The organism is Nocardioides sp. P4_G4 (assembly GCF_056401085.1).
The window spans coordinates 23476-40419 of sequence record NZ_JBFUKA010000035.1; the positions used below are offsets into that span (position 1 = coordinate 23476).

The window sequence follows — 16944 nt, forward strand, 5'->3', positions numbered from 1 at the left end:
GCACCGCACGGGCAGGGTGGGGCCATGACGACAGCGACCGACACGTTCGCCTCGTTCCTCGCCGTGCTGGCCGAGACGCTCGACCTGACCGGCGAGGAGCGGGCGCGACGGATGCACCTGTCGCGGTTCCACCTCGACCGGATCGTCTCCTCCACCGGGGGCGAGCCGCCCGGACGGATGCGGCGACGCCTCCTGCTCGAGCGGGCGGCGTACCAGCTGGCGGTCACCGGCCGGCAGGTCACCGACATCGCGATCGAGGCGGGCTTCGACTCGCACGAGGGGTTCACCCGCGCCTTCCGGCGTGAGTACGGCGTGGCCCCGACCCACTGGCGTCAGCACCCGACTCGCACGCAGCTGCCTGCGCCGAGCCGGGTGCACTTCCACCCGCCCGGCACGCTGCGGCTGCCGACGACCTCGAAGGTGACCCCGATGGACCTGATGACGCGCATGATCGAGCACCACCTGTGGCTCACCGGCGAGATGCTGGACCGGGCCGCCCGCCTGACCGACGCCCAGCTCGACGCCTCGATCGAGATCCCGATCGGGACCATCGACGACGACATGACGATCCGCTCCGTGCTCGGGCGGCTCGTCGGCCAGCTCGCCCAGTGGAACGCCGCCTCCTCGCAACGCCGATACAACTGGGACGAGCGCGGCAAGTCGCTCGGGACCCTGCGCCGCGAGCTGGCCGAGGAGGGGCCCGCATTCCTGGCCCAGCTGCGCCAGACGATCGAGGAGGGCCGGCTCGACGACACCTTCGTCGACGTCACGTGCGAGCCGCCCCGCGTCTTCACCTACGGCGGGATGGTCGCCCACGTGCTCACCTTCGCCGCCGTACGACGCGTCGTCGTCCTCGGCGCCTTCGAGACGGCGGGCATCACCGACCTCGACGCCGGGGACCCGATCGAGTGGGTCGCCGCCCTCGCCTGAGCCTCAATCGCTCCGGCGCTCGTTGCGTCCGGGAGCGGTAGCTCAGCCACCTTCCCCGTCGAGTGAGGGTGGCTGGCTCACCGCCACGCGGGCGGGTCCTCCGCGGCGCGTCCGGGAGCGGTGGCTCAGCCACCTTCCCCGTCGAGTGAGGGTGGCTGGCTCACCGCCACGCGGGCGGGTCCTCCGCGGCGCGTCCGGGAGCGGTGGCTCAGCCACCTTCCCCGTCGAGTGAGGGTGGCTGGCTCACCGCCACCCCGGCGTCGGTCCGCGAGCTCAGCGACCGTTCGAGCAGCCCAGGATCAGTCGCTCCGGCGCTCGTCGCGCGAGGCGGTCCGGGCGACGGTGAGCGCCATGATCCGCGCCACGGCCAGGGCCAGGTAGAGCATCCCCGCGATCTGCTCGAGCATCACGAAGGAGCGGGCGTGCGGGCGGATCGGGACGATGTCGGAGAGCCCCAGGCTGGTCATGGTGGTCACGGACAGGTAGAGCATCTCGAACCATGCCGTGGCATCCAGCGGGTCGCCGATGACCGTGAACGAGTCCGGAAGGACGATCTCGACGGCGAGGTAGACGTAGGCGAAGCCCCAGGCCACCACGGTGAACGTCGCGCCGGTGGCGTAGAGCTCGTCGGTGGTGACGACGTGGTCGTCGAACATGTACCGCAGCAGCGCGTAGGCGGTGTAGAAGTAGAACGCCGCGTGGAAGACCGACGACCAGAGCACGACCGACTCGACCCCCGGCGACACCGCCTCCCAGAGGGTGAGCACCACGACCGGCAGACCGAGCCCCGCCGAGATCCAGCTCAGGGCCGGGGTCATCCGCACGGCGAAGACCGCGATCGCCAGCACCAGCAGGGCGAAGATGGAGAACAGCGCCCGGCCCAGCGGCTGGTCGCCCAGGAACGGGTAGATCACGATCCCCAGGAGCTGCACGATCAGCAGGTCGGCACAGGGGTGGCGCAGCACCGGGATCGTGCGCACGTTCATCCCCTGACCTCCCGGAGCACCACGACCGAGCGGGCCTGCTGCACCAGCGTGCCGCCGGAGGAGACCGGCGTGCCGATCGGGTTGTCGGGGCAGGTGGACACCACCACCTCGCCCTTGTGGACCCAGGCGTTCTCCGGGAGACGTACCTCGACGTCCTGGGAGGAGGCGTTGAGCCAGATCACGAACGAGGAGTCCCGCAGCTGCTCGCCGCGGGGGCCGGGGGAGCGGAGCGGATCTCCCGAGACGAACATCCCCACCGTGTGCAGGCCGTCGTCGTGCCAGTCCGACGAGGTCATCTCGCGCCCGTCGGGGTGCATCCAGGCCAGGTCCTTGGGACCGCCCTTGATCGCCGGGCGCCCCTCGAACCAGTGCCGCTGCCGCAGCGCCGGGTGGTCGCGGCGCAGGCGCAGCGCGGTCTTGGTGATCTCGTAGACGTCGAGCCAGGCGTCGTCGGGGCGCCAGTCGATCCACGAGGTCTCGTTGTCCTGGCCGTAGGCGTTGTTGTTGCCACCCTGGGTGCGGCCGCGCTCGTCGCCGGCGGTCAGCATCGGGACGCCGTTGGACAGGCACAGCGTCACCATCAGGTTGGCGGCCTGCCGACGTCGCAGCGCGAGGACCGTCGGGTCGTCCGTCTCGCCCTCGACCCCGCAGTTCCAGGACCGGTTGTTGTCGGTGCCGTCGCGGTTGTGCTCGCCGTTGGCCTCGTTGTGCTTGTGCTCGTAGGACACCAGGTCGCGCAGGGTGAAGCCGTCGTGGGCGGTGACGAAGTTGACCGAGGCGTACGGCGAGCGCCCGTCGTCGGCGTACAGGTCGCTGGATCCGGCGAGCCTCGTGGCCACCGTCCGGACGCCGGACGTGTGGCGGCGCCAGAAGTCGCGGACGGTGTCGCGGTACTGGTCGTTCCACTCCACCCACGGCGGCGGGTACTCCCCGACGCGGTAACCGTCCATGGAGGCGTCCCAGGGCTCGGCGATGAGCTTGACGTGCCGCAGGACCGGGTCCTGCCCGATCGCGGTCATCAGGTGGCTGCCGAGGTCCACCTCCTGGCCCGTGCGCGTCAGGGCGCTCAGCAGGTCGAAGCGGAAGCCGTCGACGTGCATCTCGCCCACCCAGTAGCGCAGCGAGTCCAGGATCATCCGCAGGCTCTGGGTGCGACTGGCGTCCACGGTGTTGCCGCAGCCGGTGACGTCCCAGTAGGTGTCYGGCTCCGGCTCGGCGAGCGGGTCGGGGTCGACGACGCGCTGGTAGTAGCCGAGGTCGTCGAGACCACGGAAGCTCAGCGTCGGCCCCTCCGGTCCCGCCTCGGCCGTGTGGTTGTAGACGACGTCGAGGATGACCTCGATGCCGGCACGGTGGAAGGCCTTCACCATCTCCTTGAACTCGCGGACCTGCTGGCCACGATCACCCGACGAGGAGTAGGCGTTGTGGGGGGCGAAGAAGCCGAGGGAGTTGTAGCCCCAGTAGTTGACCAGCCCCCGCTCGGCGAGCGCGGGCTCGCTGAAGAACTGGTGCACCGGCAGCAGCTCGACCGCCGTCACGCCGAGGTCGTGGAGGTAGTCGGTGACCGCAGGCGTCGCCAGCCCGGCGTACGTCCCGCGCAGGTGCTCGGGGACGCGGTCGTGCAGGGCGGTCATGCCCTTCACGTGCAGCTCGTAGATCACCGTGTCGCGCCAGCGTCGACGCATCGGCGCGTCGTCGCCCTCCCAGTCGAAGGCCGGGTCCACGACGACGCTCCGGGGCAGGTACGGCGCGGAGTCGAGGTCGCTGCGCAGCTCGGGGTGGTCCACCCGGTAGCCGTAGATGGCGGGATCCACGGTCAGGTCGCCGGCGACCGCGGTGGCGTAGGGGTCGAGCAGCAGCTTGGCCGGGTTGAAGCGCAGGCCGCGCTCGGGGTCCCAGTCGCCGTCGACGCGGTAGCCGTAGCGGCTGCCGGGCCGCAGGTCGGGCACCGCGCAGTGCCAGATGCCGAGCGACTGCTCGGTGAGCTCGATGCGCCGCTCGGTGTCGCGGTCGTCGTAGAGGCACAGCCAGACGGTGCGGGCCAGCGGCGCGTAGACCGCGAAGTTGGTCGACTCAGCTGCCCACGTCGCGCCCAGCGGCCAGTTGCGGCCGGGCCACACCTCGGTCGTCTCGCCCTGGTGCTCCCACATTCCCGGTGTCACGCCCGGCATTGTCCCTGATTGAATGCCCGAACCCGTCAACCGACCGCACTGAGTGCGCACCAAGGAGTGACATGACCGACGCGACGCGTGAGTTCGTCCGGCTCGAGGTGGCCGACGGAGTGGCCACGATCCGCCTGGACCGCCCCAAGATGAACGCCCTGGACGTCCAGATGCAGGAGGAGATCCGGTCGGCGGCGCTGGAGGCGACCGAGCGCGACGACGTCCGGGCCGTGGTGGTGTGGGGCGGCGAGCGCGTCTTCGCCGCGGGCGCGGACGTCAAGGAGATGGCCGACATGTCCTACACCGACATGGTCAAGCGCTCCGGCGGGCTGCAGTCCGCGTTCTCGGCGGTCGCGCGGATCCCCAAGCCGGTCGTCGCCGCGGTCAACGGCTACGCCCTGGGTGGGGGCTGCGAGCTGGCGCTGTGCGCCGACATCCGGATCGCGGCGGACGACGCCACGCTGGGTCAGCCCGAGGTCCTCCTCGGCATCATCCCCGGCGCCGGCGGCACCCAGAGGCTGACCCGGCTCGTGGGTCCCAGCCGGGCCAAGGACCTGATCTTCTCGGGCCGCTTCGTCAGGGCCGACGAGGCGCTGGCCATCGGGCTGGTCGACCGGGTCGTCCCGGCCGCCGAGGTGTACGCCTCCGCGGTCGCGTGGGCGGGCCAGTTCAGCACGGCGGCCGCGTACGCCGTACGGGCGGCCAAGGAGTCGATCGACCGGGGCATCGAGGTGGACCTCGAGACAGGCCTGGAGATCGAGCGCCAGCAGTTCGCGGCACTCTTCGCGACCGAGGACCGTGCCATCGGCATGCAGTCGTTCGTTGAGCAGGGGCCGGGCAAGGCTGCCTTCGTGGGACGGTAGCCCCCGCGCACGCCGGCAGGCCGCCGGCGACCACCCGCTCACGACCCCACGACCCAGGATCCCGGAAGGACACCACTGTGGCCAAGGACGACACCACCACCACCGAGAAGTCGAGGAAGAGGAGCACCGCCTCAGCGGCCGCCGCCGCTCGCGCGCGGATCGCCCAGCTGGTCTGGCTGGTGTGCGCGTTGTGCGCGCTGGCGTGCGCACTCGGTGCCCTCCTGGTGGCGCTCAAGGCCAACACCGACAACGCGCTCGTCGTCTTCATCAAGGACGCGGCGAGCGCCGTGGACCTCGGTGTCTTCGACCGTCGCGACGGGATCCTGAAGTTCGACGGGGCCAACGCCGCCACCAAGAACGCCCTGGTCAACTGGGGGCTCGCCGCGATCGTGTGGCTCATCATCGGCCGTGTCCTGGACCGGATCATCCGTCCCTGAACCCGGCGAGCGACGCTGACAGCGTCACTGTGAGTAACCCCACCGCGGATGCTGTTCCGTGGTGGGGTTACTGACTTGTAACCTCGCCACCACACCATCCTCGGATCCGACGGGCTGCTGCCCGACGGGTCACCAGCTCAGGAGGGGCCGCAAAGGCCACACACCATGAACATTGTCGTCTGTGTGAAGTACGTGCCCGACTCRACTGCCGACCGGCACTTCGAGGAGGACTACACCGTTGACCGGGTCGGCGTGGACGGTCTGTTGTCCGAGCTCGACGAGTACGCCGTGGAGCAGGCGCTCCAGCTCAAGGAGAAGCGCGAGGGCGAGGACGTCACCGTGACCGCGCTGTGCGTGGGTCCGGAGAAGGCGGTCGACGCGGCCCGCAAGGCGTTGCAGATGGGCGTGGACAAGGCGGTCCACGTCATGGACGAGGCGATCGCGGGCTCGGACTACGCCGCGACGTCGCTGGTGCTGGCCAAGGCGATCGAGAAGATCGGCGTGCCTGACCTGGTGGTCTGCGGGATGGCGTCGACCGATGCGTCGGGCAGCGTCATCCCCGCGATGCTGGCCGAGCGCCTGGGCCTGCCGCAGGTGACGCTGGCGTCGGTGATCGAGTCCCAGGGCGACCAGGTCCGCATCAAGCGTGACAACGAGGGCTCGACGGAGGTCATCGGCGCGACGATGCCGCTGGTGCTCTCGGTGACCGACCAGTCGGGTGAGGCGCGTTACCCGTCGTTCAAGGGCATCATGGCGGCGAAGAAGAAGCCGCTGGAGACGCTGTCGCTGGCCGACATCGGGGTCGAGGCCGACCAGGTCGGGCTGTCGGTGGCCTGGACGCAGGTCGAGGACACGACCGCCCGCCCGCCGCGCACGGCCGGCGAGATCGTCAAGGACGAGGACGGGTCGGGTGCCGCGGCGCTGACCGAGTTCCTCGCCTCCAAGAAGTTCATCTGAGCGCCCGGGAAGAGGGAGACGCAGATCATGAGTGAAGTCCTGGTTGTCATCGACCACGCCGACGGCGAGGTCAAGAAGCCGACGTACGAGCTGCTCACCATCGCCCGTCGTCTCGGGGAGCCGTCCGCGGTGTTCTTCGGCGCCTCGGCGCAGGGCGACGCGGTGGCCGAGAAGGTCAAGGCGTACGGCGCGGAGAAGGTCTACGTCGTCGACGACGCCGAGCTCAAGGGCTACCTGGTGGCCCCGAAGGCCGAGGCGCTGCAGCAGCTGGTCGAGAAGTCCTCACCGGCCGCGGTGCTGATCCCCTCGACGTTCGAGGGCAAGGAGATCGGTGCCCGGCTGGCGATCAAGATCGGCTCCGGCCTGATCACCGACGCCGTCGACGTCCAGTCCGGCGATGGCGGCCCGGTCACGACGCAGAGCGTGTTCGCGGGCAACTACACCGTCACCGCGAAGGTCACCACCGGGACGCCGATCATCACGGTCAAGCCGAACTCCGCTGCGCCGGAGGAGGCCGCGGGTGCCGCGACGGTGGAGGCGTTCGCGCCGAGCATCTCTGATGGTGCGAAGTCGGCGCAGATCATCGCCTCGCAGCCGCGGAAGTCGACCGGTCGTCCGGAGCTGACCGAGGCCGCGATCGTGGTCTCGGGTGGTCGGGGCACGGGTGGTGACTTCGCGCCGATCGAGGCGTTCGCGGACTCCCTCGGGGCGGCGGTGGGTGCCTCGCGTGCCGCGGTCGACTCGGGTTGGATGCCGCACGCGTTCCAGGTCGGCCAGACCGGCAAGACGGTGTCGCCGCAGCTCTACGTCGCGAACGGGATCTCGGGCGCGATCCAGCACCGGGCCGGGATGCAGACCTCGAAGACGATCGTGGCGGTCAACAAGGACGAGGAGGCCCCGATCTTCGAGCTCGTGGACTTCGGTGTGGTGGGCGACCTCCACACGGTCCTGCCGGCCGCGACCGAGAAGGTCACCCAGCGCAAGGGCTGAGCCCGCCCGTCGTACGACGAACGCCCCCGACCGCCACGGTCGGGGGCGTTCGCGCGTCCCGACCTCAGTAGCGGGTCGGGCGGACCTTCCAGCCGTCGCCGCGGGGGACGACCGAGAGCGTGGTGCCGCGCAGGCGGCCGGAGAAGCTGTAGGCGGGCACCGTCTCGTAGAGGTCGGCCTGCACACGCCGGCACGTGTCCCTGCGGGCCCTGGCGCGCGGGACGGCGGTGTCCGTACGACGCCAGCCCGATGTCGTGGACTCCTGCAGCACGCTGGGCCAGCCGGAGCTGCGAGGCGTGGTCAGTCGGACGGCCGAGTCCGGACCGGACGGGAGCACGGCGTCGCAGCGGCGGGTGGCCCCGGCCGGGAGCACGACCCGGCCGAGYTCCCGGGAGAAGATGCTGGTCGAGCGCCGGGTGCTGGAGGAGACCCAGCGCCGGTCCGCCGAGACGCCGAGCGGGTGCCGGGCGATGGCGGCCACGGTCCAGGTGGACCCGTCGGTGGACACCAGGACCTTCCTGCGACCGTCACAGGTCACCTGCGCGACGAGCACGCCGAACGGCTCCGAGGAGAAAGCGTTCTCCCAGTGGCACGGCCCGGGAAGGGTGGTCAGCGTCCGCAGCGGTCCCCACCGCTGGGCGAGGGGGTCGTAGTCCTGCACGTCGATGGTGCTGCGGTCAACCGAGGACAGGGCGACCAGCGGCAGACCGGGGGAGTCCACGAACGTCGTCCCGGCGCGACCGCGGCGAGTCACCAGGCCGGGAGCCTCCGCCGGTGCGACCGCCGTGACCGTCCAGGGCGAGGCCTGGTCGGGCCGGGTGATCGTCGCGACGTACGCCGGCGAGCTCGCGTCGCCGAAGAGGACCGTGAGCGCGTCGACGTTGACGAGGTCCACGTCGCCGCAGGCGTTGCTCACGTCGAGCTCCTGCCGGACGGGGTCGTCGTCGCCGAGGCGGGTGGCCACCGCCAGCCGGCAGCCCGACCCGGAGCGGTCGCCGGCGCCGTACATGATCGACACGCGGCCGTCGTCGGCGATCGTGGCGGTCTCCGTGTACTCCTGGCCGGGCAGCGAGATCGTCCGGGCCACGAAGCCCTCGGCGGGGGTCAGGGTGAGGTAGCCCTGGTACTGCGACCAGACGGCGGACCGGCCGTCGGGGGAGATGCCCGGCTCCTCGTAGGCCTCGCCCTCGAGTCGGTGGACCCGCCAGGAGACCAGGTCGTCGGACCACAGCGCCTGGGAGTGGGTGGGGGCCTGGTCCTCGGCGTAGCCGAAGCGGTCGCACTCGGCGATCACGGCGACCGAGGTGCCGGCCGCGCGGGCGTCGACGTCGCCGCAGAAGAGGTGCCTGCGCCTCAGCAGCACCGTGCGCTCGCTCCAGGTGCCGGTGGTCGCGTCGTACCGGCGTCCCCGCACCGAGCGCAGGTTGCCCGCCACGCTCACCTCGAACCGGTCCCCGTCCGCGAGGTCGACCACGACCCCGCGGGTCGTCCGGGTCGGCAGGTCGGCCACCGCCGGCGCCGGCGCCTCCTCGGCACGTGCCGCGGTCAGCGTGCTGGCGAGCAGGGCGACGGCGATGCCGCCCCCGACCAGCCTGGGCAGGAGTCGTCCCCGGGTCCCCGTCATGCACGGGACCCTAACCCCGCTCCCGCGGCTGAGACGGCGTCACGAGCGGGAGCCGGTCGACCTACGCTCGAGGCATGAGCACCGACGTCCCCACGCACGACCGGGCCGACCACGAGGCCGGGGTCCGCGAGGTCGCCACCCGCGCCCGGACCGCCAGCCACGACCTCGCCCTGGCCACCCGCGCCGCCAAGGACGCGGCCCTGCACGCGATGGCCGACGCGCTGCTGCAGCAGGCACCGACGGTTCTGGCCGCCAACGCGGAGGACGTCGCGCGCGCCGAGCAGGCGGGCACTCCCGCCCACATCATCGACCGGCTGCGCCTCACCGACGACCGGCTCGCGGCGATGGCCTCGGGACTGCGCGACGTCGCCGGGCTGGCCGACCCTGTGGGCGAGGTGGTCCGGGGCTCGACGCTCGCCAACGGGCTGGAGCTGCGTCAGCTGCGGGTTCCCTTCGGCGTCGTCGGGATGATCTACGAGGCCCGGCCCAACGTCACCGCCGACGCCGCCGGCATCTGCCTCAAGTCCGGCAACGCCGTCCTGCTGCGCGGGTCCTCGAGCGCGCGCTCCAGCAACGCCGCCATCGTCGAGGCGCTGCGCGGTGCCGTCGTCGCCGCCGGCCTGCCCGCGGACGTCGTCCAGCTGGTGCCCGGGGACAGCCACGACTCGGTCAAGGCGCTCATGCGTGCTCGTGGGCTGGTCGACGTGCTGATCCCGCGCGGGGGAGCGGGCCTGATCCGCAGCGTCGTGGAGGAGTCCACGGTGCCGGTCATCGAGACCGGGGTCGGCAACTGCCACGTGTACGTCGACGCCTCGGCCGACCTCGACCAGGCGCTCGCGATCGTGGTCAACGCCAAGACCCAGCGCACCAGCGTCTGCAACGCCGCCGAGTCGCTGCTCGTGCACGAGGACGTCGCCGACGACTTCCTGCCCGCGGTCATCGACGCCCTGCGCGCCCACGACGTCACCATCCACGGCGACGAGGCGTTCGCAGAGTACGACGACGTGGTCCCCGCGACCGACGAGGACCACGCCACCGAGTACCTCTCCTCCGACATCTCCGCCGCCGTGGTGGCCGACGTGGAAGGGGCCATCGAGCACATCCGGCGCTTCTCCTCGGGCCACTCCGAGGCGATCGTGGCCCGCGACCAGGGGACGATCCGGCGCTTCGTGGCCGCCGTCGACTCGGCCGCGGTGCTCGTCAACGCCTCCACCAGGTTCACCGACGGCGGCGAGTTCGGCTTCGGCGCCGAGATCGGCATCAGCACCCAGAAGCTGCACGCCCGCGGCCCGATGGGGCTGCCCGAGATGACGTCCACCAAGTACGTCGTCGTCGGCGACGGACACGTGCGCTGACGAGACGCCACGCGCGGCGCCGGCGGCGGTGCCGCAGGGGGTGGGCGCCGAGGCACGTCCCGCGCTCCGTGGGCGATAGGATCGCGCCATGTCGCTGAACGCCCTGACGATCCTGGCCGCCGAGTCCCAGGACGCGCCCACCATCCACCCCTACCTCGTGGGTGGCATCGCGTTGACGATCCTCCTCGGCCTGATGGTGGCCCTGGTCGCATTCGGCGGCGGGCGCGAGCACAGCTGATGCCCCGTCGTGTGGGCGTGATGGGTGGCACCTTCGACCCCATCCACCACGGCCACCTCGTCGCGGCGTCCGAGGTCCAGGCCTGGTTCGACCTCGACGAGGTCGTGTTCGTGCCGACGGGCGCCCCCTGGCAGAAGGCCGACCGTGAGGTGTCGCCGGCCGAGGACCGCTACCTGATGACGGTCATCGCCACGGCGTCCAACCCGCGCTTCAACGTCTCGCGCGTCGACATCGACCGCACCGGGCCGACGTACACCATCGATACGCTGCGCGACCTGCGCGCCGAGATGCCGGACGCGGACCTCTACTTCATCACCGGCGCCGACGCGCTGGCCGACATCTTCACCTGGCGCGACGTCGACGAGCTCTTCGCCCTCGCCCAGTTCGTCGGCTGCACCCGGCCGGGCTACGACATGGTCCCGGCCACGCTCGACAAGATCCCCTCCGACAAGGTCACCATGGTCGAGATCCCGGCCCTGGCGATCTCCTCGACCGACTGCCGCGCGCGCAGGCGTCGCGGCGAACCCGTCTGGTACCTCGTGCCCGACGGTGTCGTGCAGTACATCGCCAAGCACGACCTCTACACCACCACTGCGGGAGCCTCTCCCGACAAGGAGCCCGTATGACTGCCACCGACCACGCCATCGAGCTCGTCCAGGTCGCCGCTGCCGCGGCCGCCGACAAGCTCGCCCAGCAGGTGATCGCCTTCGACGTGAGCGAGCAGCTCGCCATCACCGACGCCTTCGTGCTCGCCTCGGCGACCAACGAACGCCAGGTCAAGGCCATCGTCGACGAGGTCGAGGACAAGCTCCGCGAGCACGGCGCCAAGCCGATCCGCCGCGAGGGCCACCGCGAGGGACGCTGGGTGCTGCTGGACTACGGCGAGATCGTCGTGCACGTGCAGCACGAGGAGGAGCGTCAGTTCTACGCCCTCGAGCGGCTGTGGCGCGACTGCCCGGTGATCTCGGTCGACGTCACCACCCCGCTGGTCGCCGAGGTGCCCGGGGCGGCCCACGCGGGCACGACCGACGCCACCGACGCGCCCGACGAGAGCGACGCCGCCACCCCCGACGAGGAGTGAGGGCTCCGCGGACCCTGGTCCTCCTGCGCCACGGGCAGACCGCCTGGAACGCGGAGGGTCGCGCCCAGGGACACCTCGACGTCGGCCTGGACGACGTCGGCCGCGCCCAGGCGGCGGCGGTGGCCCCTGCCATCGCCGCACTGCGCCCGGAGGTCCTGTGGAGCTCCGACCTCGCCCGCGCCGCGGCCACGGCGGCGGCGGTCGCCGAGGCCACCGGGCTCGGGGTCCGGCACGATGCGCGCCTGCGGGAGTACGACGTGGGGGAGCGGGCCGGCCTGACGATCCCCGAGTTCGCGGCGGCGTACCCCGCCGAGCACGCGCGCTGGACCGCGGCCGGTGGCTCCTTCGAGCACGCCGACGCGGTCCCCGGCGCGGAGACGGCCGCCGACGTCCTGGCGCGCATCCTGCCTGCCCTGCGTGAGGCGCTCGCCGCCGTCGCGCCCGGCGGCACGGCCTGCGTGGTGGGCCACGGCGCCGCCCTGCGCGTCGCCACGGTCGCGCTGCTCGGCTGGGAGCCGGCCGCTGCCCGCACGTTGCGGGGCATGGACAACTGCGGCCACACGGTGCTCGACGACGCTGGTCCCGGGGCGTCCCTGCGCCTCGTGGCGTGGAACCGGACCCCCGATTTCGCACCGCGGTAGTCGGTTGGCTAATATTCTGCGAGTTGTCCGAAGGAGCCCGCTCCGGAGGACGCACCCGTTGGGGGTGTGGCGCAGCTGGTAGCGCATCTGCATGGCATGCAGAGGGTCAGGGGTTCGAGTCCCCTCACCTCCACCGACACAGATCAGGCCGGACCCGCGAGGGCCCGGCCTGATGTCATTTCCCGTGACGCCATCTTTGTGACGAGCATGGGCGCAGGGCCGAAGGACCCTACCCGGCGCCCGCCGGGGCCCGTAGAAACGGACGTGTCCCGCGGGAAGGCAGGCCACCATGACCCACATGCAGCCGCACCTCGACAGCGGTGAGCCGGCCCTCGCCTGGCTCAGCCGCCACAGCGCCCGAGCGCACCGGCTCGAGGTCGAGTTCGACGATCCCCGGCGAGAGTTCCGCCGCCTCTTCAGCGAGGCCTGGGGGACCTTCCTGCTGGTGCTCGTCGCCGCCGGCGGCGGGGTGGTCGGGGCGACGGCGTACGGCGGCGACCTCACGCTCGCCATGAAGGCCCTCGCGCCCGGCGTCATGGTGATGGCGATCATCTTCTTCATGGGCACCATCTCCGGAGCCCACCTCAACCCGGCGGTGACGCTGGCCTTCGCCGTGCGCGGCAACTTCCCCTGGCGGCGGGTGCCGGGCTACCTGGTCGCGCAGCTGGTGGGGGCGGTCCTGGCGGCATGGTTCCTGGAGGCGATGTACGGCGGGATCATCAACGGCGCCACCGAGCCGACCAAGGACGTGAGCCTGACGGTGGCGGCGCTGACCGAGGGCGTGCTGACGCTGGGTCTGGTCAGCGTGATCCTGGGGACCGCGTCGGGCGCCCGGAACATCGGCTTCAACGGTGCGCTGGCCGTGGGCGGCTACATCGGGCTGGTGTCCGTCTGGGCGGCACCGGTGACCGGCGCGTCGATGAACCCGGTCCGCTCGTTCGCGCCCGAGCTGATCGCGGGGGACCTGAGCAACTACTGGATCTACGTCGTGGGGCCGATCGCCGGTGCGCTGGTCGCCGTCGGGTTCGAGTACCTGCTCAAGGGGAGGCCGACAGCGAGCGGCGCCGATGCCGCGCAGGGCATCCTCGACCAGGACCCGACGGGGATCTGAGCCAGGCCCCGGCCTCTCAGGCGATCGTCATGCCGCCGTCGACGGGCAGCGTCTGGCCGGTGATGTAGCCGGCGGCGGGGGAGGCGAGGAAGACCACCGTGGCCGCGAGCTCGGCCGGGTCGCCCTTGCGACGGGCGGGCACCCGCTGCATCGCGAGGTCGAGGTAGCCGTCCGGGTAGGTGTCGGTCATCTCGGAGGTGAAGAAGCCCGGCGCGACCGAGTTGACCCGGATGCCCTTGCGCTCGGTCCACTGCTGTGCGAGGTCGCGGGTGAGGCCGTTGAGGCCGGCCTTGGACGCGGAGTACGCCGCCTGCGGCAGGCCGCCGGTGGTGATGCCGAGGACCGAGGAGATGTTGACGATCGAGGACCCCGGCTGCATGACCCGGCCGCAGGCCTGGGCCATCCAGTAGCAGCCGTTGAGGTTGACGTCGATGACCGAGCGGAACTGCTCGGGCGTCTCGCGGGTGGCAGGCACCGCGGTGCCCGCGCCGGCGTTGTTGACCAACACGTCGACGCGGCCGAACTCCGCCATCGCGGCGTCGACGAGTGCCTGGCACTGTGCCGGGTCGGCGACGTCGGTCTGCACGGTGAGGACGCGTCGGCCGGCGTCGCGCACCAGCTGGGCGGTCTCCTCGAGCCGGTCGGCACGGCGGGCGCCGAGCACCAGGTCGGCGCCGGCCTCGGCCAGGCCCTGCGCGAACGCCACGCCCAGGCCGCTGGAGGCGCCGGTCACGATGGCGACCTTGTCGTCGAGCCGGAACATCTCGGGAGTCGTCATGGCCGCGACTCTAGCCAGCCGGCTGCGGGGCGGTGAGCCAGCCACATTCCCGGTCGCAGCATGGTGGCTGAGTCACCGCTCGTACGGCGGGTCGCCGGGACTCGCCGGGGAGGCGGTGAGCCAGCCACGTGCCAGGTCGCAGGAATGTGGCTGACTCACCGCCCCCGCGGCCGGCAGGGCCGGACGCAATGTGGCCCAGCCACTCCTGCTACGACGTCGTCGTACCAGCCGGCGCCACGACCTCGACGTCGCTCGTACGCCGGGGGAGGTCCCGCACCGATCGCGAGCACAGGACGAGCAGGCAGATCGCGGCGTACGCGATGCCCGAGACGACCAGGACCCGGGAGTTCCCGAACGCGACCCCCAGCGGCCCCCAGAGGAGCTGGCCGACGGGCATGGCGATGAACGAGCCCAGCATGTCGTAGGAGAAGGCGCGCGAGAGCATGCGCTCCTCGATGTTCTCCTGCATGGCGAGGTTCCAGCCGATGCCGAAGACCTCGATCCCGGCGCCGCCGATGAAGGCGGCCACCACCAGGGCGACCAGGTGCGGGTCGAGCCCGAGCATCAACATCGGGACCGACATCGCCGAGCACCCGACCATGCCCCACAGGAGGGGGCGCTGGAGCGGCACGCGCAGCATGACCACGGTCATGGCGAGCAGGCCCAGCGCCTCGGCCGACAGCACGTAGCCCCACGCCTGGCGCCCGATCGTGTCCTCGGCGACGACGGGTCCGAGCGTGAAGATCGCGCCGGTGTGGATGGCGTTGAGGAAGCCGAAGCCGAGCACGACGACCCACAGCCAGGTGGTCGCCCGGAAGAACGTCCAGCCCTCGCGGAGCTCGGTGAGGGTGCTGGTCTGCTCGGCGCGGGGCGGAGGGGCCGGGATCTTCACGGGGACGAGGAGGAGCGCCGACAGGAGCCAGGTGACGGCGTCGACGGCCAGGGCCCAGCCGGAGCCGGCGGTGACCACGAGCAGGGCGCCGACGGTCGGGCCGATGACGGTGAGGCCGTTGCGGGTCAGGGCCACCAGTGCGTTGGCCGGCTGGAGCTGCTCGCGCGGCACCAGCTGGGGCATCACGCTGGCCATCGCCGGCATGGAGATGGCCGAGACCGCACCGTGGACGGCCGAGAGCGAGATCAGCATCCACAGCTCCGCCTGGCCGGACAGCACCAGGAAGGCGATCACGCCCTGGGTCAGCGCCGATGCGACGTTGGAGAACTGGAGCACCAGCGTGCGCGGGAACCGGTCGGAGATGACCCCGCCCCACAGGAGCAGCAGGATCATCGGGATCGTGTGGGCGGCCAGCACCTGGCCGAGGGCGGCGGCCGAGTCGGTGATGTCCAGCACCGCGAAGGTCAACGCAATGGTCGCCATCATGGTGCCGAGCGTGTTGACGAAGCGCGAGGCGAAGTACCACGCGAAGTTGCGCTGCCGCAGGGGCTGGATCGCGTCGGCCCAGCTCATGACCGGTCTCCCATCATGAAGGCCTGCGACGAGGCGCTGACGTGGACGGTGCCCTCGGTACCGGGCGGTCGTGCCCGGTCGTGCAGGAGGGTCATCGCGGCCGACACCATGTCGATCGCCTCGCGCCAGGTCTCCGGGGTCACCCAGGTCTCGATGTCCGAGGAGCTGCCCGGCCCCCGCACGCGCTGGCCCAGCCGCCGCACGATCTCGGAGTGGGTCGCGTGCTGCCAGGCGATCTCGTCCTCGACGGTCGGTGGTCCCGAGGGGCGCGCGGGGTCGCCGCCCACGACGTACCGGTAGCGCTTCGCGGTCCCGCCGCGGATCTTCTCCTCGCTCTCGACCACGAGCTCGCCGGCGTCGTGCAGCACGCGCAGGTGGTACGACGCGTTGGCGTGCGTGAGATCGAGCTCACGGGCCACCTCGGCGGCGCTCATCGGCTGGGCGGTCAGCATCGAGAGGATGCGCAGGCGCACCGGGTGCGCCACCGAGCGCAGGGCCGAGATGGCCGTCTTGTCCGTGGCGTCCACGAGAACCCTCCAGCAGTCGTTGGGGAGTGATCGTCACCCACGTCCGGGCCCACTGTCAAGGAGTTCTTGGGGGGTCTACCCGTGCCGACCCCTGAGCCGACCCTGAACCACCCCTGAGCCGGGATGGTTTCCGCCCCACCGCGTGGTTGAGTGGAGGACACAGACCACAGGAGGTCACCATGAGCCAGTCACCGCTGGACCCGTCCAACCCGTACGGCGAGCGGCCGGCGTACGAACCGCCGGCCTACCAGCCCCCGGCGGACTACAGCGCCCCGCAGACGTCGATCTCGCCCGCCCAGGAGAGGACCCTCGGTGCCGCCGCCCACGGCGTGCCGCTCGTCGCGATGGTGCTCTCCGCGGGCACGCTCGGCTTCGTGGGGTCCCTGGTGATCTACCTGATGTACAAGGACCGCGGGCCGTTCGTGCGCCAGCACGCAGCCAACTCGCTCAACGTGCAGATCGTCACCGGGATCGTCCTGCTGATCTCGATCCCGCTGATGTTCGTGCTCGTCGGCTTCGTGACCTACTTCCTCGCGCTCGTGTTCGCGTTCGTGGTGCACCTGATCGGGGCGATCAAGGCCAACAACGGTCAGTGGTGGGACCCGCCGATGACGCCGCGATTCGTGCGCTGAACCGTGCCCACGACCGGCGGCGGCCCGACAACCGGGTCGCCGCCGGTCGACGTACGGCGGTAGCATGGACGACATGTGCACGCAGTCCCTGCTCCTTGGCCAGCCGCGCTGACTCCACGAGTCGCGCGGCCACCCCTCCCTGCGAGGGGTTTTTTCATGCCCGGACC

Annotated in this window: 18 protein-coding genes and 1 tRNA gene; 13 read left to right on the top strand and 6 right to left on the bottom strand. The window is 71.4% G+C overall.

Translation table 11 applies throughout. The annotated features are described in order from the left end of the window. Nucleotides 1-24: 24 nt before the first annotated feature. Nucleotides 25-930, top strand: coding sequence for a helix-turn-helix transcriptional regulator (locus tag AC1DQF_RS09985; RefSeq protein ID WP_477525076.1), 906 nt, complete (start codon nt 25-27; stop codon nt 928-930). Between the two features lie 299 nt (nt 931-1229). Here AC1DQF_RS09985 and AC1DQF_RS09990 read toward each other — a convergent pair whose 3' ends face one another. Beyond that, nucleotides 1230-1916, bottom strand: a complete 687-nt coding sequence (locus AC1DQF_RS09990; protein WP_477525077.1) for an ion channel — start codon at nt 1914-1916, stop codon at nt 1230-1232. After that, nucleotides 1913-4078 (bottom strand): glycogen debranching protein GlgX, encoded by a 2166-nt coding sequence (glgX, locus tag AC1DQF_RS09995; protein ID WP_477525078.1) that lies wholly within the window; start codon nt 4076-4078, stop codon nt 1913-1915. Before glgX ends, AC1DQF_RS09990 begins: the two co-directional genes overlap by 4 nt. Before the next feature lie 71 nt (nt 4079-4149). On the opposite strand from glgX, the gene AC1DQF_RS10000 reads away from it, so the two are divergent. The 4 genes from AC1DQF_RS10000 (at nt 4150) to AC1DQF_RS10015 (ending at nt 7325) form a co-directional block, all read left to right on the top strand. Continuing rightward, nucleotides 4150-4941 (top strand): enoyl-CoA hydratase/isomerase family protein, encoded by a 792-nt coding sequence (locus AC1DQF_RS10000; RefSeq protein WP_477525079.1) that lies wholly within the window; start codon nt 4150-4152, stop codon nt 4939-4941. 77 nt (nt 4942-5018) lie between these two features. Beyond that, on the top strand, nt 5019-5378 hold the full coding sequence (locus AC1DQF_RS10005) for a hypothetical protein (RefSeq protein WP_477525080.1): 360 nt from the start codon (nt 5019-5021) through the stop codon (nt 5376-5378). Between the two features lie 165 nt (nt 5379-5543). Beyond that, the gene (locus AC1DQF_RS10010) at nt 5544-6335 is read left to right on the top strand and encodes an electron transfer flavoprotein subunit beta/FixA family protein (protein ID WP_477525081.1); all 792 of its coding nucleotides are present in this window, start codon (nt 5544-5546) and stop codon (nt 6333-6335) included. Nucleotides 6336-6362: 27 nt separating this feature from the next. Next, the gene (locus AC1DQF_RS10015; protein WP_477525082.1) at nt 6363-7325 is read left to right on the top strand and encodes an electron transfer flavoprotein subunit alpha/FixB family protein; all 963 of its coding nucleotides are present in this window, start codon (nt 6363-6365) and stop codon (nt 7323-7325) included. A gap of 64 nt (nt 7326-7389) precedes the next feature. Here the strand turns inward: AC1DQF_RS10015 and AC1DQF_RS10020 are convergent, their stop codons facing one another. Then, entirely contained in the window at nt 7390-8949 is a 1560-nt protein-coding gene (locus tag AC1DQF_RS10020) for a hypothetical protein (RefSeq protein ID WP_477525083.1), read from the bottom strand. Between the two features lie 74 nt (nt 8950-9023). Between AC1DQF_RS10020 and AC1DQF_RS10025 the strand changes: the two genes are divergently transcribed. The 7 genes from AC1DQF_RS10025 (at nt 9024) to AC1DQF_RS10055 (ending at nt 13375) form a co-directional block, all read left to right on the top strand. After that, a complete protein-coding gene (locus AC1DQF_RS10025; RefSeq protein ID WP_477525084.1) occupies nt 9024-10304 on the top strand; it encodes a glutamate-5-semialdehyde dehydrogenase in 1281 nt (426 codons plus the stop codon). 88 nt (nt 10305-10392) lie between these two features. Further along, nucleotides 10393-10542 (top strand): hypothetical protein, encoded by a 150-nt coding sequence (locus AC1DQF_RS10030; RefSeq protein WP_477525085.1) that lies wholly within the window; start codon nt 10393-10395, stop codon nt 10540-10542. Continuing rightward, nucleotides 10542-11168 (top strand): nicotinate-nucleotide adenylyltransferase, encoded by a 627-nt coding sequence (nadD, locus tag AC1DQF_RS10035; RefSeq protein ID WP_477525086.1) that lies wholly within the window; start codon nt 10542-10544, stop codon nt 11166-11168. Before AC1DQF_RS10030 ends, nadD begins: the two co-directional genes overlap by 1 nt. Continuing rightward, the gene (gene rsfS, locus AC1DQF_RS10040; RefSeq protein ID WP_477525087.1) at nt 11165-11623 is read left to right on the top strand and encodes a ribosome silencing factor; all 459 of its coding nucleotides are present in this window, start codon (nt 11165-11167) and stop codon (nt 11621-11623) included. The genes nadD and rsfS overlap by 4 nt, the downstream gene beginning before the upstream one ends. Further along, nucleotides 11620-12264, top strand: a complete 645-nt coding sequence (locus AC1DQF_RS10045) for a histidine phosphatase family protein (protein WP_477525088.1) — start codon at nt 11620-11622, stop codon at nt 12262-12264. The genes rsfS and AC1DQF_RS10045 overlap by 4 nt, the downstream gene beginning before the upstream one ends. Before the next feature lie 60 nt (nt 12265-12324). Beyond that, nucleotides 12325-12397 (top strand) — tRNA-Ala (locus AC1DQF_RS10050). Nucleotides 12398-12553: 156 nt separating this feature from the next. After that, nucleotides 12554-13375, top strand: a complete 822-nt coding sequence (locus AC1DQF_RS10055; RefSeq protein WP_477525089.1) for an MIP/aquaporin family protein — start codon at nt 12554-12556, stop codon at nt 13373-13375. A gap of 16 nt (nt 13376-13391) precedes the next feature. Here the strand turns inward: AC1DQF_RS10055 and AC1DQF_RS10060 are convergent, their stop codons facing one another. From AC1DQF_RS10060 to AC1DQF_RS10070, 3 genes are all read right to left on the bottom strand, one after another. Further along, a complete protein-coding gene (locus AC1DQF_RS10060) occupies nt 13392-14153 on the bottom strand; it encodes an SDR family NAD(P)-dependent oxidoreductase (RefSeq protein ID WP_477525090.1) in 762 nt (253 codons plus the stop codon). A gap of 208 nt (nt 14154-14361) precedes the next feature. Further along, the gene (locus tag AC1DQF_RS10065; protein ID WP_477525091.1) at nt 14362-15618 is read right to left on the bottom strand and encodes an MFS transporter; all 1257 of its coding nucleotides are present in this window, start codon (nt 15616-15618) and stop codon (nt 14362-14364) included. Continuing rightward, the gene (locus tag AC1DQF_RS10070) at nt 15615-16145 is read right to left on the bottom strand and encodes an ArsR/SmtB family transcription factor (RefSeq protein WP_477525092.1); all 531 of its coding nucleotides are present in this window, start codon (nt 16143-16145) and stop codon (nt 15615-15617) included. Before AC1DQF_RS10070 ends, AC1DQF_RS10065 begins: the two co-directional genes overlap by 4 nt. A 179-nt stretch (nt 16146-16324) precedes the next feature. Between AC1DQF_RS10070 and AC1DQF_RS10075 the strand changes: the two genes are divergently transcribed. Next, the gene (locus tag AC1DQF_RS10075; protein ID WP_477525093.1) at nt 16325-16777 is read left to right on the top strand and encodes a DUF4870 domain-containing protein; all 453 of its coding nucleotides are present in this window, start codon (nt 16325-16327) and stop codon (nt 16775-16777) included. Nucleotides 16778-16944 lie beyond the last annotated feature (167 nt).